The sequence below is a fragment of the Mesorhizobium sp. P3_A10 genome, assembly GCF_056403175.1.
In genome coordinates this window covers 393694-416049 of record NZ_JBFUFZ010000001.1, presented here as the reverse complement: position 1 = coordinate 416049, position 22356 = coordinate 393694, and the positions used below count along the sequence as shown (strand labels likewise).

The 22356-nt window shown below is 63.4% G+C and carries 21 protein-coding genes; 9 read left to right on the top strand and 12 right to left on the bottom strand.

The window, feature by feature from the left end; translation table 11 throughout:
- Positions 1 to 32: 32 nt before the first annotated feature.
- The 6 genes from AC1DXU_RS01990 (at position 33) to AC1DXU_RS01965 (ending at position 7681) form a co-directional block, all read left to right on the top strand.
- Entirely contained in the window at positions 33 to 1019 is a 987-nt protein-coding gene (locus AC1DXU_RS01990) for an ABC transporter permease (RefSeq protein WP_477363693.1), read from the top strand.
- 85 nt (positions 1020 to 1104) lie between these two features.
- On the top strand, positions 1105 to 2130 hold the full coding sequence (locus AC1DXU_RS01985) for a sugar ABC transporter substrate-binding protein (RefSeq protein WP_477363690.1): 1026 nt from the start codon (positions 1105 to 1107) through the stop codon (positions 2128 to 2130).
- Between the two features lie 78 nt (positions 2131 to 2208).
- Entirely contained in the window at positions 2209 to 4332 is a 2124-nt protein-coding gene (locus AC1DXU_RS01980; RefSeq protein WP_477363687.1) for an ABC transporter permease, read from the top strand.
- Positions 4329 to 5384 (top strand): SMP-30/gluconolactonase/LRE family protein, encoded by a 1056-nt coding sequence (locus AC1DXU_RS01975; protein WP_477363684.1) that lies wholly within the window; start codon positions 4329 to 4331, stop codon positions 5382 to 5384. The genes AC1DXU_RS01980 and AC1DXU_RS01975 overlap by 4 nt, the downstream gene beginning before the upstream one ends.
- Entirely contained in the window at positions 5384 to 6880 is a 1497-nt protein-coding gene (locus AC1DXU_RS01970; RefSeq protein WP_477363681.1) for a sugar ABC transporter ATP-binding protein, read from the top strand. Before AC1DXU_RS01975 ends, AC1DXU_RS01970 begins: the two co-directional genes overlap by 1 nt.
- Positions 6881 to 7273: 393 nt before the next feature.
- Positions 7274 to 7681, top strand: coding sequence for a carboxymuconolactone decarboxylase family protein (locus AC1DXU_RS01965; RefSeq protein WP_477363678.1), 408 nt, complete (start codon positions 7274 to 7276; stop codon positions 7679 to 7681).
- A 4-nt stretch (positions 7682 to 7685) separates the two neighbouring features.
- Here AC1DXU_RS01965 and AC1DXU_RS01960 read toward each other — a convergent pair whose 3' ends face one another.
- From AC1DXU_RS01960 to AC1DXU_RS01910, 11 genes are all read right to left on the bottom strand, one after another.
- Positions 7686 to 8573 carry an amidohydrolase family protein gene (locus AC1DXU_RS01960; RefSeq protein WP_477363676.1) on the bottom strand — a complete coding sequence of 296 codons (888 nt, stop codon included), beginning with the start codon at positions 8571 to 8573 and terminating at the stop codon, positions 7686 to 7688.
- Complete coding sequence (locus AC1DXU_RS01955) at positions 8573 to 9709, bottom strand: vWA domain-containing protein (RefSeq protein ID WP_477363673.1); 1137 nt, start codon at positions 9707 to 9709, stop codon at positions 8573 to 8575. The genes AC1DXU_RS01960 and AC1DXU_RS01955 overlap by 1 nt, the downstream gene beginning before the upstream one ends.
- Before the next feature lie 235 nt (positions 9710 to 9944).
- The gene (locus tag AC1DXU_RS01950; RefSeq protein WP_477363670.1) at positions 9945 to 10826 is read right to left on the bottom strand and encodes an AAA family ATPase; all 882 of its coding nucleotides are present in this window, start codon (positions 10824 to 10826) and stop codon (positions 9945 to 9947) included.
- 8 nt (positions 10827 to 10834) lie between these two features.
- On the bottom strand, positions 10835 to 11839 hold the full coding sequence (locus tag AC1DXU_RS01945; protein WP_477363667.1) for a xanthine dehydrogenase family protein molybdopterin-binding subunit: 1005 nt from the start codon (positions 11837 to 11839) through the stop codon (positions 10835 to 10837).
- Between the two features lies 1 nt (position 11840).
- A complete protein-coding gene (locus AC1DXU_RS01940; protein WP_477363664.1) occupies positions 11841 to 13208 on the bottom strand; it encodes a xanthine dehydrogenase family protein molybdopterin-binding subunit in 1368 nt (455 codons plus the stop codon).
- Between the two features lie 11 nt (positions 13209 to 13219).
- The gene (locus AC1DXU_RS01935; RefSeq protein ID WP_477363661.1) at positions 13220 to 13702 is read right to left on the bottom strand and encodes a (2Fe-2S)-binding protein; all 483 of its coding nucleotides are present in this window, start codon (positions 13700 to 13702) and stop codon (positions 13220 to 13222) included.
- 60 nt (positions 13703 to 13762) lie between these two features.
- Positions 13763 to 14557: an FAD binding domain-containing protein gene (locus AC1DXU_RS01930; protein WP_477363658.1), complete on the bottom strand. Its 795-nt coding sequence runs from the start codon at positions 14555 to 14557 to the stop codon at positions 13763 to 13765.
- A gap of 21 nt (positions 14558 to 14578) precedes the next feature.
- Positions 14579 to 15022, bottom strand: a complete 444-nt coding sequence (locus AC1DXU_RS01925) for an SRPBCC family protein (protein ID WP_477363655.1) — start codon at positions 15020 to 15022, stop codon at positions 14579 to 14581.
- A 112-nt stretch (positions 15023 to 15134) separates the two neighbouring features.
- Positions 15135 to 15962, bottom strand: coding sequence for a helix-turn-helix domain-containing protein (locus tag AC1DXU_RS01920; protein ID WP_477363652.1), 828 nt, complete (start codon positions 15960 to 15962; stop codon positions 15135 to 15137).
- Positions 15963 to 16129: 167 nt separating this feature from the next.
- On the bottom strand, positions 16130 to 17128 hold the full coding sequence (locus AC1DXU_RS01915) for an ABC transporter permease (RefSeq protein ID WP_477363649.1): 999 nt from the start codon (positions 17126 to 17128) through the stop codon (positions 16130 to 16132).
- A gap of 61 nt (positions 17129 to 17189) precedes the next feature.
- Complete coding sequence (locus tag AC1DXU_RS01910) at positions 17190 to 17933, bottom strand: ATP-binding cassette domain-containing protein (protein WP_477363646.1); 744 nt, start codon at positions 17931 to 17933, stop codon at positions 17190 to 17192.
- A 445-nt stretch (positions 17934 to 18378) separates the two neighbouring features.
- Between AC1DXU_RS01910 and AC1DXU_RS01905 the strand changes: the two genes are divergently transcribed.
- On the top strand, positions 18379 to 19368 hold the full coding sequence (locus AC1DXU_RS01905; protein WP_477363643.1) for a sugar-binding protein: 990 nt from the start codon (positions 18379 to 18381) through the stop codon (positions 19366 to 19368).
- Between the two features lie 196 nt (positions 19369 to 19564).
- Positions 19565 to 20344 carry a FadR/GntR family transcriptional regulator gene (locus AC1DXU_RS01900; RefSeq protein ID WP_477363640.1) on the top strand — a complete coding sequence of 260 codons (780 nt, stop codon included), beginning with the start codon at positions 19565 to 19567 and terminating at the stop codon, positions 20342 to 20344.
- A gap of 14 nt (positions 20345 to 20358) precedes the next feature.
- On the opposite strand, the gene AC1DXU_RS01895 is transcribed toward AC1DXU_RS01900, so the two are convergent.
- On the bottom strand, positions 20359 to 21297 hold the full coding sequence (locus tag AC1DXU_RS01895) for an NAD(P)-dependent oxidoreductase (RefSeq protein WP_477363637.1): 939 nt from the start codon (positions 21295 to 21297) through the stop codon (positions 20359 to 20361).
- A gap of 115 nt (positions 21298 to 21412) precedes the next feature.
- Here AC1DXU_RS01895 and AC1DXU_RS01890 point away from each other — a divergent pair, with 115 nt between their 5' ends.
- Entirely contained in the window at positions 21413 to 22309 is an 897-nt protein-coding gene (locus AC1DXU_RS01890) for an NAD-dependent epimerase/dehydratase family protein (protein WP_477363634.1), read from the top strand.
- The last annotated feature ends 47 nt before the right edge of the window (positions 22310 to 22356 follow it).

The following is a 22356-nucleotide window of genomic DNA, read 5'->3' as shown; positions in this document are numbered from 1 at the left end:
TGGCAGCACTGCCATCGGGGCGAATGCGGACAATGAGCACGATCGGCTGGCCGAATTTCAGGCGCCTGAACCAGGAAGGCATTGTCTTTGCCATCGCGGTGGTGCTGTTCGCCGCTGCCGCAATCGGCCTGCCGGGGTTCATCGACCCGAGTAATCTCGTCGCCATCGTGCGTTCTGTGTCGGTGCTGGGCATACTGGCGCTCGGCATGGCCGTCGTCATCATCGGCAGGGGCATCGATCTCTCGGCGGTGGCGATCATGGCGATGTCGGTCGCCTGGTATCTGCAACTGCTGAATTCGGGAACGCCCGACGGGCTGGCCTTCGCCTATGTGCTGGCAGGCGTTCTCGCCATCGGGCTGCTCAACGGCTTTCTCGTCGCCTATGCCGATGTGCCGGCGATCTTCGTGACGCTCGCCACCGGCTCCTTCGTCTTCGGCTATGTGCGCTCGCAACTGATTACGCAGGATGCCGTGCCTGTGCCGCAGGGACATTGGGTCGAACTGCTGGGCGGCATGCGCTTCCTCGATATCCCGGTCGAAGTCTTCGTCTTCGCCGGGCTGGCTTTTCTGTTCTTCCTGTTCCTGCGCTACACAAAATGGGGCCGCTACATCTATTTCGCCGGCGACAATCCGGTGGCGGCGCGCAACATCGGTATTCCGGTGCGGCCCATGCTGGTGCTGCGCTATGTCGTCTCGGCTCTCGTCGCCTTGGTTGCCGGTCTGCTGACCGCAGCCAGCCTGCATTCGATCAATACGCGCGTCGTCAATTCGACGCTGCTCTACGACATCGTGCTGGTGGCGGTGATCGGCGGCATCGGCCTTTCCGGCGGGCGCGGCGGCGTGCGCAACGTGCTGGTTGGTGCTGCGCTGATCGGCATCCTGTCGAACGCCATGACCATCATCGACATTCCGCTGCTCTACCAGAACCTGATTAAGGCGGCGATCCTGCTCGGCGCCATCATCGTCGACGGCATCATCAATCCACGCGACGAACAGACTGCGCAACAGGGCGATATTTAGAGCAGATGGGCTAGCCCATCTTGCTCGGGGTACCCGGCCGGGTCATGCCGACCGGCCGGCAATAGATGAAAACAGAGGATGTGACATGAAACTGATCAGAGCATTTTTGGCCGCTGCCACGGCACTGGCCGTTACCGCCTTCGTGGCGCCGACCTTTGCCGCGGACGATCCGGGCCCTGCCGCCTATGCGCAGGCGCTCAAGGGCAAGCGCGTCATGCTGGTGCCGCTGGCTATGGGCTTCGACCTGGCGCAGGGCTGGGCGCACTATCTGAAGACCGAAGTCGAAGCCTGGGGCGGCACCCTCGAAACGCGCGACCCGAACTGGGTTGTCGATGCCGGCGCGCAGGCGATCACCGACGCCATTTCGTCGGACACCAGGCCGGACGTGCTGATCATTCACGCGCCGGACCTCAACTCCTATTCCAAGCTGATGAAGAAGGCGCAAGCCGCCGGCACCTATGTCATACTGGTCGACAATCCGGCCAACTTCCCGGCCGACGCCTTTGTCGGCAGCGACTGGGATCGGCTTGGCCAGCTCGAGGCCGAAGCCGCGATCAAGGGCTGCGGCGAGAATTCCTCGAAGAAGATCGGGCTGGTTCAAGGCGACCAGGCGAACTCTTCCAGCCTCTACCAATATGCCGGCATCATGAAGGTGCTGGAGAAGCACCCCGACTTCAAGGTGGTGGCCAAGCCCGACTCCAACTGGGATCCGACGACCTCGCGCAACGTAACGACGACGATGCTGCAGCAGAACCCTGACGTCTGCTCGATCATCGACTTCTGGGACGGCGACGCGACCGGCGCATCGGCCGCGATCCGCGACGCCAAGCTCGACGGCAAGGTGTTCCTGGTCACCACCGGCGGTGGCGAAAAGGCGGCCGATTGCGACAAGCTGCAGGATGGCACCTATGGCGCTGTGGTCATGACCGACCTTGCCCGCCAGTCCGGCGACATGAACGCCATCATCAAGTTCCTGCTGCAGAGCGGCCAGCCGGCCGGCACGTCGCACACCTATATCTACACGCTGGAAAAGGCGACGACCAAGGCCGACCTCAAGCCCGACAGCTGCTGGGACCTGAAGGCGCTGCAGGCCGAAGCGGCGGCGAAATAAGCCGCTTTCTCTACCGAAATAAACGAGGTGGCAGGAATGCTCCGGCCACCTCGTTCCCTCATGGAATAGCAGCAGCCGATGTCCTTTCGTGAACGCCTCCAGTCCTGGCGCTACAATCTCGTGCCCGACCATGTCGTCGGCGAGATCCTGACCAAGCGCTGGACCGACAACGCCATTCCGTTCCTGGCGCTGGTGGCGACGCTGGCAACCTTCGGCTCGATCATTCCCGGCTTCTTCAAGCTGACGGCACTGCAGGAATCGACGCGCCAGCTGGGTGAGTTCTCGATGGTGGTCACCGGCATGACGGTGGTCATGCTGGGCGGCGGCATCGACCTGTCGGTCGGCTCGATCTTCGCGCTGTCCTGTTTTTCCGCCGTCTATGTCTTCTTCATCCTCGAACAGTCGATATGGCTGGCGCTGGCGGCCTCGCTTGCCACGGGCCTGATCTTCGGCGCCATCAACGGCTATCTCGTCGGCTATCTCAGGCTGCGCGCCTTTCTCACAACGCTCGTCACTTTCATTTTCGGGCGGGCGCTCTTTGATATCCTCGTCACCACCTACGCCGCCGATGTGCAGCTTTCCCCGGCGACATCGGATGTGCTGGATTTCATCGGCGACAGCACTTTCTGGGGGCTTTCCGTTTCGGTGTGGCTGGCAATCATCCTCGCCATCGTCACCCATATCGCGCTGACGCGCTCGCGACCGGGATGGCACGTGCTGGCGGTCGGCGGCTCCAGGCGCTCGGCCCACAATGCCGGCATCCGCGTGCGCCGCACCGTGTTCATGACCTATGTCTTCTCAGGCTTCTGCGCCTCGATCGGCGGCTTCCTCATTGCGTGCCGGTTGAGCGGGGCAGGGCCGGGCACCGGCCTCAACCTCGAGATCATGGCGCTGACGGCGGCGGTGGTCGGTGGCGTCAGCCTCGGCGGTGGCCGCGGCTCGGTGATCAAGGGGCTGATGGGCGCCATCATCGTCTTGACCATGACCAACGGACTGATCCGGCTGGGCTACGGCACCGGCACCAACCAGATGGTGCTGGGCATCATGCTGGCGGTGGCGGTGACCATCGACATTCGCTGGTTGAAGAACCGCCACAAGGTGCTCAACGAGGTCTATGTCGCGCCGGTCTATCTCAAGATGGGCGAAACACAGTCGGCCGCACCCGACTCTGGCACGCCCTATGAGCTCGACAACCGGCTGTCGGCTGCCGACCATATCGGGCTTGGCGAGCTGGAAGGGCCGGAAGACGTCATTCTCGACCGCGACGACCACCTCTATTGCGGCACCCGCCATGGCGAGATCGTCCGCTTCTTCGCGCCCGATTATGTCAGATCGGAAGTGTTTGCCCATATTGGTGGTTTCCCGCTGGGTCTCGCCTTCGACAAATCAGGCAATCTGATCAGTTGCGTCGGCGCCATGGGGCTCTATTCCGTCTCGCCGGAACGAGAGGTGAAGCGCCTGTCGGCCGAGACCTCGCGCTCCTGGACTTCGATCGTCGACGATGCGCGGCTGCGCGACCCCAATGATTGCGACATCGCACCGGACGGCCGCATCTACTTCACCGACTCCACCAAGCGCTATGACGCGCATGACTGGGCACTGGACTCGATCGAGAACCGCGCCACCGGCCGCCTATTGGTCTACGACCCGAAGGACGGTTCGACGAAGACGTTGCTCGACGGCTATCGCTACACCAATGGGGTGTGCATGGCGCATGACGGCAAGTCGCTGTTCTTCGCCGAAAGCTGGGCCTGCCGCGTGCATCGCTACTGGCTGGAAGGGCCGAAGGCCGGCACCGCCGAATGCGTCATCCGCGACATGCCGGGCTATCCCGACAACATTAACCGCGCCTCCGACGGCAATTACTGGATGGCCTGGCTCGGCATGCGCACGCCGAGTTTCGACCTGTCGCTGCGCCACCCCGATATGCGCAAGCGCATGACGCGGCGGCTGCCGCAGGACGAATGGCTGTTTCCCAACATCAACACCGGCGGCGTGGTGAAATTCAACGAGACCGGCGGCATCGTCGAAGCGATGGGCGACCTCTCTGGCGATGCGCACCCGATGGTCACCTCGATGCGCGAGCACAAGGGGTATCTGTTCGTCGGCGGCATCCTCAACAATCGCGTCGGCCGCTACAAGATTTCCGGCGCCGACCCGAAGTGGACCAGCCCTGCTTCCTATTGGGGAGCGAAACCATGATCCTCGATCCCGTGCTCGACCTGTTTCGCGGCAAGGCGGTGACCATCCCGCCGCTAGACGGCGCTTTCCGACCCAACACGCGCCTGGATGATGCCCCGGCGTTTGCTGGGCTGACCGAGCCGGACAATCTGTTGGTCTCCAGTGACCGGCTGCTCGCCTCCAGCGGCAACGCCATCTACTCGATAGCTGCCGGTGCCGAGCCCAAGGTGGTCGAAACCTTTCCGTCGCCGATCACCGCGCTGGCGCTGTCCCCGTCAGGCGAACTGACGGTGGGGCTGGAGAGCGGCAAGCTGTTGATATCAGGCAAGGAGGTCTCGCTGCCGGCTGATCTCAGCTGCATCACCGCACTTGCTTATGCCGATGATGGCACGCTGTGGCTGGCCAATGGTTCAGCTGAACATTCGCCGTCGCAATGGGCCGCCGACCTGATGAAGAAGGGCGCGTCCGGATCGCTTTGGAGGCGGGATGCTGCGGGCGGTGACTTCCGCAAAGTGGCTTCCAACATTGCTTTCCCCTACGGGCTTTATCCCATCGGTCGGGATGTGCTGGTCAGCGAAAGCTGGCGTCACCAACTGGTGCGGTTTGACGGCGCGACGGGCGACCGCTCGACGGTGCTGACGCATCTGCCCGGTTATCCCTCGCGGCTGTCGCCTTCGGCCGATGGCGGCGCCTGGCTCACCCTGTTTGCGCCGCGCAACCGGCTGATCGAATTCGCTCTGCAGGAGACGCACTACCGGCAGGACATGATCGAGCAGGTGCCGCCTGCCTACTGGATCGCACCGGCGCTGGCTTCCAACCGCAGTTTTCTCGAACCGCTGCAATGCGGCGGCATCCGCACCATGGGCATCCACAAGCCGTGGTCGCCGAGCCGCTCCTATGGGCTGGTGGTCAAACTCGACCACAAGCTCCAGCCGCAATTCAGCCTGCACAGCCGCGCCAACGGCACGCGTCATGGCATCTGCAGCGTCGTCGAAAAGAATGGCCAGTTGTTCATAGCCTCCAGAGGCGGCGACTGCGTGCTGTCCATCGACATCGCTTCGGGAGGGTTCTGATGGAACCGATCGTTCGTCTCGAGAACGTCACCAAGACGTATCGCGGTGTGCCCGCGGTGAAGAATGTCAGCTTCGAACTGCGCAAGGGCGAGATCCATGCCCTGCTCGGTGAGAACGGCGCCGGAAAATCGACGCTGACCAAGATCATCGCCGGGGTCGTCGACGCTACCTCGGGCAAGATGTTCCACAAAGGCCAGGAGATCGCCTACGCCTCGCCGCACGCGGCGCTTGAAGCCGGCATTGCCATGGTGTTCCAGGAGACCAGCCTGGTGCCGTCGATGACTGTGGCGCAGAACCTCTATCTCGGCACCGAAAAATTCCTCAACCGGCTGCGCGGCACGTACATCTCGGCGCAGCAGTTTTTGCAGTCGCTGAACTTTCCCGTCGACCCCAACGCTATGGTGGCTACGCTGGGAGCGGCCAAGCGGCAGATGGTCGAGATCGCGCGCGCCGTCCACCACAATGCCGAGATCATCATATTCGACGAGCCGACGGCGACGCTGACGCCGGAGGAGAAGCGGCATTTCTTTGCGCTGATCCGGCGGCTGAAGGCGAATGGCGTGTCGATCGTCTTCATCAGCCACGCGCTGGAAGAGGCGCTGCTGATTGCCGATCGCATCACCATTTTGCGCGACGGCGAGCTGGTTATCACCGACGACACGTCTGCCTTCGACCGCGACAGGATCGTCGCTGCCATGGTCGGGCGCACGCTGTCTGGGCAGATCTACCGCCAGCGCGACGAGGCCAAGCTGCGCAAGGCGGGCAAGAAGGTGCTGTCGGTGCAGGACATCTCGATGAGCAATGTCGTGCGCAACACGTCCTTCTCGATCTTCGAGGGGCAGATCACCGGTGTGTTCGGGCTGATCGGCTCCGGCCGCACCGAAACGTTCAAGATCGTCTCCGGCATCTACAAGCGCGATTTCCTGCGCGGCGGCGCCATCGAACTGGACGACCGGCCTGTGCGCTATCTCGTGCCGAGCGAAGCGGTGGCTGACGGCATCGTCTACGTCACCGAGGACCGCAAAAGCGAAGGCATTTTCGAGACGATGGGCATCGCCGAAAATCTGTTCGGCGGGCTGCTGGCGGCGGGGCGCGAAAAGGCCTGGGTGATCAACCAGCAGGAGATGCGGCAGCTCTCGGCCGAATGGACCAAGACGCTGAACATCAAGGCGATCAACGACAATGCGCGCGTCGTCGAACTCTCCGGCGGCAACCAGCAGAAGGTGGTGATCGGCAAAGGGCTGGTGCAGCAGCCGCGCATCGTCATCCTCGACGAGCCGACGCGCGGCGTCGATGTCGGCGCCATCGCCGAGATCCACCAGATCATCAACCGGCTGGCTGATGAGGGCCTGGCCGTCGTCGTCATCTCGTCTTACCTGCCGGAGATCATGAACTTGTCGGACCGGATTCTGGTGTGCCGGCAGGGGCGTATTGTGGAGGAGTTTTCGCCGGCGGAGGCTACGGAGGAGAAGATCATGTACGCGGCTGTGCATTAGGGTGCTGAAGCAGGAAGCGAATGGACCGCCGCTGGGTCGAACACTGTGGAGACTAGCCGAGGCGCCCGTCATTTCGTCATCCACGGGCGGAGCAAGGAGCGTAGCGACGCAGCGCAGACCCGAGGATCCATGCCGGGACTCAGATGCGCTGCCACGGTGCAGAATTCTGCGCCGCTGCGCACTCCGATAGACGTCACGGAATGGATCCTAGGGTCTCCGCAACGGCGCTTCGCGCCTGCTCCGCCCTAGGATGACGAAGCTGAGGTGCTTCGGCCAATCGTCGAGGGTGCGCTCCGGTACGCACGAAAACTGAATCAGAAAAGCCGGTTAGCCGCCTCTGCTCGAGACCTGATTCAACAACCTGATCCACCGATTCAACCAAGGGAAAATGCCATGGCCACGACAAGACTTCTCAGCGATGCCGAGGTGGAAAAGATCCCGGCTGTGAAGGCCGTGTTCGATGACATCCGCGCGACGCGCAAATCCGACTTCGTCAACAATTTCTGGCGCGGGCTGGCCAATGATCCCCCGGCGCTCAAGCGCATCTGGGAACAGCTGAAGGTGGTGATGGTTGCCGACAGCGCCATCGACCCGCTGACGAAGGAGATGATCTATATCGCGGTGTCGACCGCCAATGGCTGCTCCTACTGCGTCCATTCACACACAGCGGCAGCGCGGGCCAAGGGCATGACCGATGCGCAGCATGGCGAGCTGATTTCGATCATCGGGCTGGCCGGGCAGACCAACCATCTGGTGACGGCTATGCAGATCCCGGTCGATCCAGAGTTTGAGGTAAAGTGACGGTTCACACCGGCCGATAAACCTTCTCCGCCGTGTTCCAGAAGATATCCGCCTCGGCAGCCGCGCCGTGCTTCCCCACCGCATCCCGGTGCGCCTTGATCAGTTCGGCGTGGCTGGTCCACAGTTTTTCGATCGGGAAGTTCGAGCCGAACATCAGATGGTCGGCGCCCAGAATGTCGATCATATTGTCGACAATGTAGGCGATCAGCGCCGGGTCGTTGCGGTGGACGAAGGTGCCGAGGCCAGACAGCTTGGCGTAGAAATTCGGCGCCGCCGAAAGCGTGCGCAAACCTGCCTTCCAGGCCTCGGTGGTCTCTGGCTCCATGCCGGTCAGCATGCCGGCATGGGTGAGGATGAAGTCGGTTTCGAGGTTTTCGCCGACCAGCGCCAGCCCGTCCTTCATCTGGGCGGGGAAAAGCTGCAGGTCGAAGGACAGGCCATAGTCTTTCAGCCGGGCGACATTGGCGCGTACCTTGGAGTCGATGACCTGATCGGCCGAGGCGGCGAAGCGGAAGGCCGGCGTCTCGTGCCAGTGCAACTGCATGCGCACGCCGCGCAGCAGGGGATATTTTTTCAGCCGGTCGATCTGGGGCCTGATATCGTCCACGGTCATGTCGGTATAGCCGACGATGGCGTGCGGCCAGCCGGTCTCGTCGGTCGTCTTCTGCAGGAAAGCGACTTCCTTCTCGAAATCCTCCTTGGCCCAGTTGGTCTGGACATAGACGGCCTTCTCGACGCCGGCGCCGTTCTGATCCTGAAGAAATTCCTCGATCGGATAGTCGCGGCGGATCGGCTCGTAAGGACCAAAAATGCGCGGCACCATCGGCCCGACCAGCCAGGGCTGGTCTTTTTGCCGCCAGATGTGGAAATGCGCGTCGATCGCCTTCTGCATCACGAAACCCTCTTCCAGGTTGTCGCCGCCACAGGGGCGGGGCGGGCGAGCGACAGGATGAAATCGGTGAGGCCAGCGAGCGACGAGCCGTCGACGAGATCGTCGAGCAGCGGCAGGATGGCGCGAAGTGCTGCCGTCACCGGGCGGAAGCGCGGGTCGCCGGCGAGTGGCGTCGCCAGCGACAGCCGGAAGGCCCGAGCGCTCAGCCGACGCATCGCCGTTTCCAATTCGGCATGGTCGCCGCGCTCCAGCGCATCGGACAGGATGACCACCGCCGCACCGCGCGCGAAGGCGGAAAAGCGCGGCACTGACAGGAAGGCGAGCAGCGTCGGCCCCATGCGGGTGCCGCCGTCCCAGTCATCGACCTGTGCTGCCGCGCGGGCCAGCGCCTGGTTGCGATCGCGAATGCGCAGAGCGCCGGTGATGCGGGTCAGGCGCGTGCCGAAGGTGAAAATCTCGGCGCGGTCGGCGCCTTGCACCGCGGCATGCGCCAGCTTGAGATAGTCCGCGGTGTGCAGCTTCATCGAGCCGGACACGTCGATCAAAATGAGCAGCTTGCGCGGCACGGTCTGGCGGCGGCGCAGCAACGGCGACGGCACATCGCCGTCGGCGCTGACGATTTCCCTGAGCGAACGGCGCAGATCGAGTTTGCCGCGCGAATGCGTGCGCACGGTGCGGAAGGAGCGGCGGGCGGGCAGGGCGGAAGCGAGCTTGCGGCGGAAGGCAGCCAGCCCGTCGCCGTCGCGCTGGAAGTCGCGCGTGCTTAGCTGTTCGGCACCTGAAGACAGCTCGCCGCCCTCATGCCGGCTGATCACCTCGATCTCTTCCTGCCTCGCGCCGCCATCATCCTTGATGCGGGTTTCCTCGTCGGAATCGCCTTCGACCACGGCTGCGACGTCGCCATAGAAGTGGCTGCGGAAATGCACCTCGAATTCACTGCGGCGGTCGGGTGAGGGCGCGAGTGTGGCGAGGGCGGCCTCGCGGATATCGGCCATCGAGCGCGGCCCGAGCAGGGTCACTGCCTGCATGAAGCCGGATATTTGCTCCGGGGCAATGGCAAAGCCGTACCGACGCAACAGCCGGGCGAAGCCGAGGAAGGGCGCTGCGGTCCGAGGCAAGCTCTCCTCACGCATCATTCCGTGGCGCCCCCCTCTGTCCTGCCGGACATCTCCCCCACGAGGGGGGAGATTGGCAGCTTTGGTGTGCCGCTCAATTCTGCAACGCTGGAGATTAGCGAAAGCCAGGGTGACAGCCGATCTCCCCCCTTGTGGGGGAGATGTCCGGCAGGACAGAGGGGGGCGCTGTCCYGCCAACGTTGCGGAATGCGCCGGAGAGGCCGCATCACTGCGAACGAGCCGTGGGCCTCACACGTCACCCCAGAGCCTCCTCGACGATGCGGCCAAGCTCGGGTGCGATGTAGGACAGGTCCTCCTCGTCCTTGATCAGTACCCCGATGGCGCGGCGGAAGGCTTCAGGCCATGGGCTGCCGCCCTTTTCCAAAATGGTGGCGGCATTGGCCCATTCGACGGCCTCGGCGATGCCGGGCGGCTTGGCCAACGGCCGAGCCCGAATAGTTTGCACGGCTGCCGCCACGGCGCGCGCAGTGGCTTGCGCCACATCGCCGGCGCGCAGCATGATGATCTCGGCTTCGCGCTCGGCGTCGGGGTAGCCGATCCAGTGGTAGACGCAGCGCCGCCGTAACGCCTCCGCGAGTTCGCGGGTGCGGTTCGAGGTCAGGATGACCATCGGCTGCGCGGCGGCGCGGATGGTGCCGCGCTCGGGAATGCTGATCTGGAAATCGGAGAGGAATTCCAAGAGCAGCGCCTCAAACTCATGGTCGGAACGGTCGATCTCATCGACCAGCAGAACGCGCTCTTCCGGGGCGTTGAGCACCTGCAACAATGGCCGGGCGATCAGAAAACGGTCGTCATAAATGTCGATCTCATGCTCGCCGGCATGGCGGATGGCGAGCAGTTGGCGCTGGTAGTTCCATTCGTAGAGCGCGTGTGCTGCGTCGATGCCTTCGTAGCATTGCAGCCGCACCAGATCGCGGCCAAGCACTTCGGCGATCGCCTTGGCGGCCTCGGTCTTGCCGACACCCGGTGCACCTTCGAGCAGCAGCGGCTTGCCCAGCCTGATCGCCAGGAAGATGGCGGTCGCCAGGCTTTCATCGGCGAGATAGCGCGAAGCAGCCAAGCTCGACGCCATCGCCTCGGGCGAGGTCGCGACAGTCTCAGCGCTTGTTGCGGGCATTTCGGTCCTCAGTTCGCCGCTTGCGCCTTCAGCGCGCGCAAAATGCGCTCCGGCGTGATCGGCAGTGTGTCGATGCGCACGCCGACGGCGTCGAAGACGGCATTGGCGACGGCGGGGATTTGCGGGTTGGCACACATTTCGCCCGGTCCCTTGGCTCCATAAGGTCCGTCGGCCGAGGGACGCTCCAGCACGATGATCTCGGTCTCGGCAAGGTCACCAGGCCCCGGCATCAGATACTGGTTGAAGTCGGTGCCGCCATGGTCGCGGTTGGGGTAGTAGGGCTCGGTGGTCTCGTAGAGAGCATGGCTGATCCCCATCCAGGAGCCGCCGACGAGCTGCTGCTCGACCATTTTCGGGTTCAGCGCGCGGCCGATCTCAAAGATGTTCTTCACCGTCAGCACGGTGACTTCGCCGGTCTCGTCATCGACCTCGACCTCCGCCACCGTGCAGGCATGCGCATAGCAGGTCGACGGTTTCATCGCGCCGGTTTCCTTCTCCGGATATGAGCGCGGGATCAGGAACATGCCGCGGCCGGAAATCGAGCGGCCACGCTTGAAATGCGCGGACAGAGCGACGTCGAAGATCGAGATCGACTTCTGCGGCGCGCCTTTGACCAGGATGTTGCCCTGGCCGTCGGTCTCGAGGTCGGTGGCATTGACCTCCAGCTCTTCGGCCGCCACTTCCAGCATCACCTGGCGCGCTTCCTTCGCCGCCTGGATGACGGCGTTGCCGGCGCGGTGCGTACCGCGCGAGGCAAACGTGCCCATGCAGTGCGGGCCGGTGTCGGTGTCTGCCGTGTCGACGACGACGCGATCGGTCGGCACGCCGATGGTCTCGGCGCAGATCTGCGCCATGATCTGCTTCATGCCCTGGCCGAGATCGACTGATGACAGCGTCACCATGAAATTGCCGGTCGGGGTCGAGTGCACCAGCGCCTGGGTCGGGTCGCCGCCGAGGTTCATGCCTGTGGGATAATTGATCGCGGCGACGCCGCGTCCGCGCCTGATCGCCATCTCAAGCTCCCTTCGCGTAGGACGACATCGCCAGGTACTTTTCCGCCACCGGCCAGTCGGCGGCGCGCGAGGCCTCCTGCATGCACTCTATCAGGGCCGCACCTTCGGTCGGCTGGCGATGCGCCTTCATGTCGCCGTCGCGATAGGCGTTGATGAAGCGGAATTCGAGCGGGTCCATGCCGATCAGCCGCGCCAGCTTGTCCATCTGCACCTCCAGCGCGAAATCGCCGATGGTGACGCCGAAGCCGCGCATGGCCGACGACGGCGTGCGGTTGGTGTAGACGCAATAGGTGTCGATCCAGACATTGGGGATGGTGTAAGGCCCGGGATAATGTCCGGCGCCCTTCTGCGCGCCATAGGGCGAATGGCGCGAATAGGCGCCGGCATCGGTGTAGCCGGTGACTTTGCGCGCCACGATGCGGCCATCCTTCATGACGCCGTCCTTGATGACGACCTTTTCGGCCGCGCGCGGTGACGAAATTTGCATCTCTTCTTCGCGGCTGTAGACGAAACAGACCGGTCGTCCGGTTAGTTTGGCGCCGAGGATGGCGATCGGCTCGACGATGGCGTCGACCTTGCCGCCAAAACCGCCGCCGACGGTGCCGCCGACGAAATGCAATTTGCTGCCGGGCATCTGCAGAATGATCGAGGCATTGTCGAGGGTGAAGAACATTGCCTGCGTGTTGGTGTAGCAGGTGAAGCGGTCATTGCCCTCGGGCACGACGATGCAGCCGGTCGTCTCGGTCGGCGCGTGCTCGATCGGCGAGGACTGGTAGCTCTGCTCCAATATGTGATCGGCGCCGGCAAAGCCCGCCTCGACATCGCCGAAGCGCACTTTTCGGCACTCGCCGCTGTCATAGAGATAATAGTTCTGGCCGTGATACTCGTTGACGACAGGCGCGCCCGGCTTCAGCGCCTCCTCCATGTCGAAGACGGCCGGCAGCACCTCGTAGTCGATCTTGACCTTGGCGGCGGCCTCTTGTGCCGCGCGCTCGGTCTCGGCCAGCACCGCCACCACGGCCTCGCCCTTCCAGCGCACCTTGCCGTCGGCCAGCACCGTCTCGTCCTCCGGGCCGATCTGGATCAGGATCAGGATGGTGTAGACGTTGTGCGGCACATCCTTGGCGGTCAGCACCTTGACCACGCCCGGATGTTTATCCGCCTCTGACGTGTCGATCGAGCGGATGCGGGCGTGATGATGCGGGCTGCGCACCATCTTCAAATGCAGCATGCCGGGAAAGTTGCGGTCGGCGAAAAAGGCAGTCTTGCCGGTGACATGGCCGGGCGAATCCGAACGCGGCCGTGGCTGGCCGATCTCGTGCAGGTCGTCCTTGCGCTGGTCGGCGAAGTAGTTCTTGCGCAGTTCCATCTTTGCCCCCCTCAGGCCGCGTTCTGCGAATTGGCGCGCGCGGCGGTCAGCACCGCCTGGAAGATTGGCTCATAGCCGGTGCAGCGGCAGATGTTGCCCGACAATGCCTCGACCACCTCGTCGCGGCTGGGGTTGGGCGTGTGGTCGAGCAGCACCTTGGCCGCCATGATCATGCCCGGCGTGCAGAATCCGCATTGCGTGGCGAAGGCGTCGAGGAAAGCGCGCTGCAGCGGGTGCAGCGCGCCGCCTTGCGAAAGGCCTGATGTCGTGGTGATGGCGGCGCCGTTGCAGGTCTCTGCCAGCGTCAGGCAGGAGAGCCGGAGTTCGCCATCGATGATGACCGAACAGGCGCCGCAGGTGCCCTGGTGGCAGCCGCCTTTCGGCGAGGTGTCGCCGATCTTGTCGCGCAGCGCATTGAGCAGCGTGGTGCCGCTGTCGATGAATTCGGCCGTTTCGCTGCCGTTGAGCGTGAATTGAACCGGGACCTTTGCCATGTCGTTTCCTCCTTGCGCGCCTGCCCCGCAGGGCAAGCGCGCGCCCCCCAACGGATTTTTTCAGGCAAGCAAAAGCCGGCCGAGATGGACCGGCAGCACTTCGTTGCGATACCAGGCGCTGGCGATCGGATCGGTCGCCGGCGAAGTGCCGTCGCGGGCGACAGCCAAAGCGGGCGCGATGCCGTCCTGGGTCAATTTCCTGCCGAGCAGCGCTTTTTCCGCGGCGATGGCGCGCATCGGCCGGTCGGCCATGCAGCCAAGCGCGATCCGCGCCGAGGACACGACGCCATCCGCCGCCTGTTCCAGCACGGCGGCGATGCTGAGCACCGAGACGCCTTTCGGCTTGACCCTGGAGATCTTCAGGAAGCGAAAGCTGGCTTGCGCCGGAATCGCAAAACCGACTGCGGTGACGATGGCTCGGCTGTTGTCACGGCTGGCCAGGAAGGCCTCGATCGGCAGCTCGCCGTCATCCGTGCTGACCGTCGCATTCAGCGCCAGCAGTGCGACAGTGAAATCGCCATAGGGTGTCGGCGCGAACAGATTGCCGCCGACGGTCGCCATGTTGCGGATGGCCGGGCCGCCGACAGCGCGCGCGGCGCGGGCCAGCGGCGCCAGATCCGGGTGGCGGGCAATCGCGGCCATGGTCACCGAGGCGCCGATACGGGCCTTGCCGCCGGCAACGGCAATGGTCGAGAGCGAAGGGTCTGTCAGGTGCACAAGGCTAGAGACGGAAACATCGCCTTCATTGGCCGCGCGGACCACGAGCGTACCCCCGCCGAGATAGCGGGTGCCCTGGAATTTCAGTGCCGCATTCGCGTCCTTCACCGTCGAGAAAGTCTGCAGTGCAAGCGCCATGGCCGGCTCCCTTGTTTGCGCTCAGCCTTGGCCGGAAAAGTGGCTCTTTAAGGCGTTGAAGCCACCCTGGAACACATTGGTGCCCATGCCCTCGACCAGCTTGTCGGCGTCTTCCGGTGCGGCGTCGAAGCTTGCGATCCATTCGGCATAGGTGCGGTCGCCGTCGGTTACTCGCCGCAGTTGAAGCGTCGCCTTGTGGTTGGTGAGCGGCTGCGGCGTTTCCAGTATTGAATAGCTGACGAGGAAATTTGCGTCGGAGAAGTCGAGCAGCTTTTCGCGGATGCGGGCGCCGCTGGCGAGCTGGAAGTTGCGCACGCAGCCGATGGTTTCGGCGCCCTTGCCGTCTTCGATATGGCTCTCGACCATGCGCGGGTGCCAGCTCGGCAGGCCGTTGAAGTCGCGTATGCGCGCCCAGACCTTTTCGACCGGCGCGTCGATGACGCTGGAGATGGTGACTTTCGCCATATGATGGGTCCCTTGCGCGTTTTGCTGCTCGGCAAGGTAGGGCTGCGGCAGTGGCGCCGCTTATCAATCAGTCTTCAAAGCTTATCGATGCGTCTGAAAATGCGGGGCCGGCTCAGGTGATGGCCCGCGCCGCCTCGCGGTAGAGCGTCGGCGGGACACCAACGTGATCGCGGAAGAAGCGCGAGAAATTGCCTTGCGTGGTGAAGCCGAGGTTGCAGGCGACCGAAATCAGCGGCTCCTGCGACCACTGCAGCTGGCGCACCGCTTCCTCCATGCGCAGCGTGTTCCAATAGACGTTGGGCGTCAGATTGGTCTGTTCCTTGAACAAAGCGAAGAAATGCGGCCGCGACAGGCCGACGCTGCGCGCCACATCGTCGAAGCAGATGCGCTCGCAGACATTGGCTTTCATCAGCTGGATCGCCTTGCGAACGCGGAAGTCCTGCAAGGTGTGGACGCGGGCGCGCACGGTCTGCGGCGCCGAGGCATCGGCGGCATCGAGCACACTGTCGATGAAGCGCTCGATCTCGTAATTGGCGATGTCGTCGATGCTCTCATTGTCGCTCAGATGATCGAGCAGATTGCCTGCCGCCTGGTGCAGCCAAGGCTCCAGCGTGATCGCAGGTACCGAAAACAACGGCGCGGACGAAGGCATGTCGCGGCGGCGGCGGGCCCAATCCGGATCGATGTAGAAAGCGAGGAACAGGCCCGGCTTGCCGTCGGACGACAGAGCGTGGCTGTGCGGTTCGAAGGAATTGATGCCGGCGGCGGTGCCGGGGCCGAGCCGCACCGTCTGGCGGCCGATGGTCATTTCGCCGGCCGTGCCTTCCAGCCAGATGATGATATGCGCCTCGACATGGGCATGGGTGACGAAGTCGCTGGCGACATTCAGGACAGAAACATGTCCGAACCGGCCCCAATAGAGCCTGATCGCTTCCGTCATGGGTATATCCTCCCGCAGACGACTGGCCTCCCTTCGCCTGCCGGGGGATAGTGCGGCGCGCGTCATGCCCGCGTCAAGGCACATGCGCGGGACCGGTGACACCTGCGTGCCACGGCGGCGGATTTTCAGACTGGACGATAGGCCGGCTTGCGCCGGCGCTGTCGCCTTTATTCTTCGCGCCTGAAGTTGCGGAGCCGGTCGAACAGCACCGCCAGCAGGATGGCGCCGCCGATGAACACGCCTTGCCAGAAGGCATTGATGCCGAGCAGGCCGAGGCTGTTGCGGATCACTTCGATCAGCGCCGCGCCGACGATGGCGCCGAAGGCGGTGCCGACACCGCCGGCCAGGTTGGCGCCGCCGATGACGGTTGCGGCAATCACCTGAAGCTCCATGCCGGTGCCGAGATTGGTGGTGACGGCGCCCAGCCAGCCGGTCTGGATGATGCCGGCGATGCCTGCGGCCAGTGCCGAGATCATATAGACGGCCACCTTGATCTGGCGCACCGGAACGCCGGTCAGCGTCGCTGCATGCTCATTGCCACCGATGGCGAAGATGTGGCGGCCAAATTTCGTCCAGCGCAGCGTGAAGCCGGTAATCAGCGCCAGCAGGATCATGTAGAGCACCGGATTGGCGATGCCGAACACCCAGGCGCCGCCGCCCAGCGCCAGAAGCTTGTCGTGATCCGGTCCGAACTGGAAGACGACGGTGTTGTTGGACGCAACCATGGCCAGGCTGCGCGCGATCGACAGCATGCCGAGCGTCACCACGAAGGGTGGAAAGCCCAGATAGGCGATCATGATGCCGTTGAAGGCGCCGATGGCGAGCGCGGTGGCGATCGAGGCAAGAATGCCGACCTCGATCGAGTAGCCAGCATGCATGGTTACCGCCAGCACCATCGAAGACAGGCAAAGCACCGACCCGACCGACAAGTCGATGCCGCCGGTGATGATAACGAAGGTCATGCCGAGCGCGATGATGGCAACGAAGGTGATGTTGCGGGTGATGTTGTAGAGGTTCTTCGGCGTGGCGAAGGCGTCGGTGGCAAACGACAGGAAAATGCAGGCGAGGATGACGGCGATGACCACCCAGAAGGTCTGGCTGGCGAATATACGCGAGAAAATAGTGTGCTGTTTCTGCGCGATCGTCTGATCAAGGGTGACAGCCATTATCGACCTTTCCTGCCGGCGATGAGCCGCGCCAACGTGGCGAATTCCTGATTTGCCGCACTCATGCGACTTGCTCGATGGCACCGGTGATCAGCCCGGTGACTTCCTCGGGCGAACTCGACGCGATCGCCTTGTCGGCGACCTTGCGGCCGCGCCGCATGACGATGACGCGGTCGGCAACGTCGAAGACGTCGGGCATGCGGTGGCTGATTAGCACGACCGCGATGCCCTGGTCGCGCAGCCGGCGGATGAGGTTCAGCACTTCGGCCACCTGCCTGACCGAGATCGCCGCCGTCGGCTCGTCCATCAGCACGATCTTGGCCTGCGACAGCCTGGTGCGGGCGATCGCCACGGCTTGCCGCTGGCCGCCGGACATCTGCTTGACGAGGTCGCGTGGGCGGGTTTCCGACTTCAGTTCGGCAAAGATCTGGCCGGCGCGCTTGTACATCGCGGCATAGTCGAGAATGCGAAACGGCCCTACGCCGCGGCGCAGTTCACGGCCGAGATAGACGTTGGCGGCGGCGGTCAGATTGTTGCACAGCGCCAGGTCCTGGTGAACGATCTCGATGCCGTGCTGGCGTGCTTCCACCGGCTTGTGCAGGATCAACTGCTTGCCGTCCATCTGCATCGTGCCGTGGCTCGGGTGGAAATTGCCGGCGATCATCTTGACCAGCGTCGATTTGCCGGCGCCGTTGTCGCCCATCAGGCCAACCACCTGGCCGGGCTCGATCGACAGCGACACATCGTTGACCGCCTGGATGGCGCCGAAATGCTTTGAAATATTGGTGAGTTCGAGAACCGCCACCAGCCTTTTCCTTCCCCATTGTGCCGGGCAGTTATTCTGCCTCAGGCTCGCTCTTTCCAGCTCCTCCCGGAAACGGCGACAGCGTTCTTTTACGCAAAAGCCGGCGCGCGTCAATCAATTGCCGGGCGAATTGGGGCACTTCTTTTTCTAAAAATCCGTTTTGTAGGACAAATAGCATTGACGTTGGCGGCGAGCCGATATTAGCTAAGCATCGGAGGAGAATAGTCGATCCCCGATGCCGGTCGGATGAAGGGATCGTCGGAGGTTATGGGTCAAGGATTCGGCAACGGCTTATTTGCTGTCCGGTTCGAGGCCGCATCTGAAAATACTTATCGACCTGGCTTGAAGACATGAGCGCTCGCAAAACGACCCTCTGTCATCGCGCATCCGGGTTGATCTGTGTGGCGGGCACGCCGTGTCCGTCTATTTCAACGGGAGGACTGACATGAGGAAATCACTATTGCTCGCCACTGCCGCCGTCATGGCGCTGGGCGCCGGGCCGGCCATGGCCAAGAAACAGCTCGTCATCGTCGTGAAGGGTCTCGACAATCCGTTCTTCGAAGCCATCCATCAGGGCTGCGAGAAATGGAACAAGGAGAACGCCAGCTCGGAGTACGAATGCTTCTACACCGGTCCGGCTTCGACCTCTGACGAGGCCGGCGAAGCCCAGATCGTGCAGGACATGCTGAGCAAGGCCGATACCGTGGCGATGGCGATTTCGCCGTCCAACGCGCCGCTGATCGCGCAGACGATCAAGACCGCCAATCCGACGATCCCGATCATGACGCTCGACGCCGACCTCAGCAAGGACGATGCGGCACTGCGCAAGACCTATCTCGGCACCGACAACTATCTGATGGGTCACAAGATCGGCGAGTACATCAAGAAGGGCAAGCCGAACGGCGGCACGATCTGCACGATCGAGGGCAATCCTGCGGCCGACAACATCCTGCGCCGCGCGCAAGGCATGCGCGACGCACTGTCGGGCAAGGAAGGCCTCGCGGCGCTGGCCGGCGAAGGTGGCTGGACCGAAGTTGCCGGCTGCCCGGTGTTCACCAATGACGACGGCGCCAAGGGCGTGCAGGCGATGACCGACATCCTCGCCGCCAACCCGAAGCTCGATGCGTTCGGCATCATGGGCGGCTGGCCGTTGTTCGGCGCCCCGCAGCCCTATCGCGACCTGTTCGGCCCGCTCAAGGACCGCATCGCCAGCAACGACTTCGTCATTGGCGCCGCCGACACGATCGGCGACGAAGTGGCGATCGCCAAGGACGGCCTCGTCACCGCACTCGTCGGCCAGCGGCCGTTCGAGATGGGCTACAAGGCGCCGTCGGTGATGATCGACCTGATCACCGGCAAGCCTGTCGCCGATCCGGTGTTCACCGGTCTCGACGAATGCACCAAGGACACAGTCGACACCTGCATCCAGAAGTAGGCCGCGATTTCGGGGCGTCCGTTTGACGGGCGCCCCGTCACATCGGTTTCAATGACAATGGACGAAGCAGCATTGTCGGGGCAGCAGCTCCGGCTTTCGCATGCCCATGGTTTCGTATTTTCGGCGAAGATTTCGCAGGGTGCGGACAAACTCCGGACAATCTCCCGCGACGGATAGCCGACGCACTGGAACGTGGATGCCGGACGAAAAATCAAGAAAGCGACGCGCCCGGGTCGATGCGCTGGCCAGCCTTCCGGCTGCCGTTCGTCGTGCCGACGCCACGAGGGTTCCGGGTTCGAGCGTGCATGCCTCGCTGGCCCACGAGATTGGTCTGCGGATCGTGCGCGGCGACTATCCGCCGGGAACCATCCTGCCCAATGAAGCCAAGTGGTCCGAGACGTTCGACGTCAGCCGCTCGGCGGTGCGCGAGGCGATCAAGATGCTGATGGCGAAAAGCCTCTTGGCATCGCGCCCCAAAATCGGCAGCTGGGTCGAGCCGAAAGAGCGCTGGAACCTGCTCGATCGCGATGTGCTCGCCTGGTATGCGACGGCGCCGGACCGCGAAGCGTTCCTGCGCACCGTGCAGGAATTCCGCCACATCATAGAGCCGGAAGCGTCCGCCTTCGCCGCCGTGCGGCGCTCGGAAGAGCAGATGGTCGAGATCAGCCAGGCCTGCCGCGAAATGGGGGAGGCGACAAGCCTGCAGGCGCGCACGCGCGCCGACACGCGTTTTCACCTCGCCATCCTGCGAGCCTCGGGCAACGACCTTTTGGTGCCGCTCGGCGTGCTGATCGAATCGGCGCTCGACCACCTCTTTGTCTTCGTCACGCGCGAAACCAGCGACCAGCGGCGGGCGCAGGCGCTGCATGAGGCGATCGAGAAGGCCATCCGCCTGCAGCAACCCGCCGCCGCGCGCAATGCGGTGCATCGGCTGCTTGCGAATACCGACGACGTTGTCCGCCGGTCGCGGCGCTGACGCTTGCCGGCGCCTCAAATCGTTTGCTTCTTGCCGTCCTTGCTGGGCATCAGGTCGACACCGTTGACCTTGCCGATATGCGTCGCCAGCATCGGCACGAACTGTTCGGCCGGACCGGTGGCATGGGCGCCGGCGAACGAATTCTTGGTGGCATTGCCCAGAGGGTTGGCGATGCTTGCGGCGCCCGCCATCGATTCCAGATAGGTGAGATCCTTGAAGGCGTTGGAGATTGAGAATTTGTGGGCGTCGCGGTCGCCCTCCAGCGTCCAGCGCATGAAGGTCTGGTAGAAACCGCAGTCCATGCGGCCGTTGCGGATGACGCTGTCGAAACGCGCCGGCGAAATGCCGACCTTCTCGGCCAGCGCCAGCGCCTCGGAATAGATCGCGGCATAGCCCAGCGAAATGAAATTGTTGAGCAGCTTCATGCGGTGGCCATCGCCAGTGCCGCCAATATGGACGATGCGTCCGGCCCAGGTTTCGATGACAGGCTTCACGCGCGCAAAAAGCGCATCAGGCGCGCCGACCATGGCGTCGAGCGTGCCTTCCCAGGCTTCCTTGGGAGTGCGGCTGAGGGGGGCGTCGACAAAGTCGACACCGAGCCCCTTCAGTTCGGCCGCCAGCGCCACCGTCGACACCGGATCGGAGGTCGAGCAGTCGACGACCACCGAGCCCTTCTTCAGGCCCTCCTTGAGGCCGCCGGGGCCACGAATGATGGCCTCGACTTCGCGCGACCCGGTGACGCAGATGAAGACAATATCGGAGGCCGCGGCGACGTCGCGCGGGGTCGACGCTTCCGTGGCGCCCCGGCCAAGCAGGTCTTCCGCCGGCTTGCGGTTCTTGCGGCCGAGAAAGGTCAGGGAATAGCCTTTGTCGACGATGTTCTTGGCGATCCCATGCCCCATCAGGCCAAGCCCGATGAAGCCGATCTTCTCGCTCGCGGCAGTCGTGTTCATATCGTCCGTCCTGTCTGGATTATTGATAATTGCCCTGCTGTTTTTGCCGTATGCGGTTGCAGAATGCAATATTGTCTGACAATACACAAAAATCCTTCGAGATGTGGAGACCAAAATGACGAAGCGGATCATGTTCACCGGCGGCAGCGGAAAGGCTGGGCGTCACGTCGTGCAGTATCTGGTCGAGCAGGGCTGCCAGGTGCTCAACATCGACACCAAGCCGCTCGACAATCCCAAGGTGCGCACGCTGATCACCGACATCACCGACAGCGGGCAGGTATTCAACGCGCTGTCGAGCTATATGGGCCTGCACGAGTTCGATCCGTCGCTGCGCCCGCAGCCGGTCGACGCCGTGGTGCATTTTGCGGCCATCCCGCGGATCATGATCACCACCGACAACGAGGTGTTCCGCATCAACGCGATGGGCACCTACAATGTCATCGAAGCGGCGGTGAAACTCGGCATCCGCAAGGTGATCATCGCCTCCAGCGAGACGACCTATGGCGTGGTGTTCGCCAACGAGCCGCGCGACCCCAAATATTTCCCGCTCGACGAGGCGTACGACGTCGATCCGATGGACAGCTATGCGCTGTCCAAGGTCGTCAACGAGCACACGGCGCGCGCTTTTGCGCAGCGCAACGGCACCGACATCTACGCCTTGCGCATCGGCAACGTCATCGAGCCGCATGAATATTCGCTGTTTCCGAAGTGGTTCGCCGATCCGGGTTTCCGCAAGCGCATCGCGTGGAGCTATGTCGACGCGCGCGATCTCGGCCAGATCACGCTGCGCGCGGTCGAGAAGGACGGGCTCGGCTTTCAGGTCTTCAACGCGGCCAATGACGACACCTCGTCGGACCTGCCGACAGCCGAACTGTTGAAGCGGTTCTATCCCGATGTGCCGGTCAAGGCCGAGCTCGGCGAATATGAGACGCTGCTGTCAAACCGGAAGGCGCGCGATATGCTCGGCTTCCGGCCCGAACACAGCTGGCGCAAATACGTTAAGACGGCCTGAGAGGGAGCGTATCGCCCGCAATCCAATGCTGATCTGTGCATAGAAGC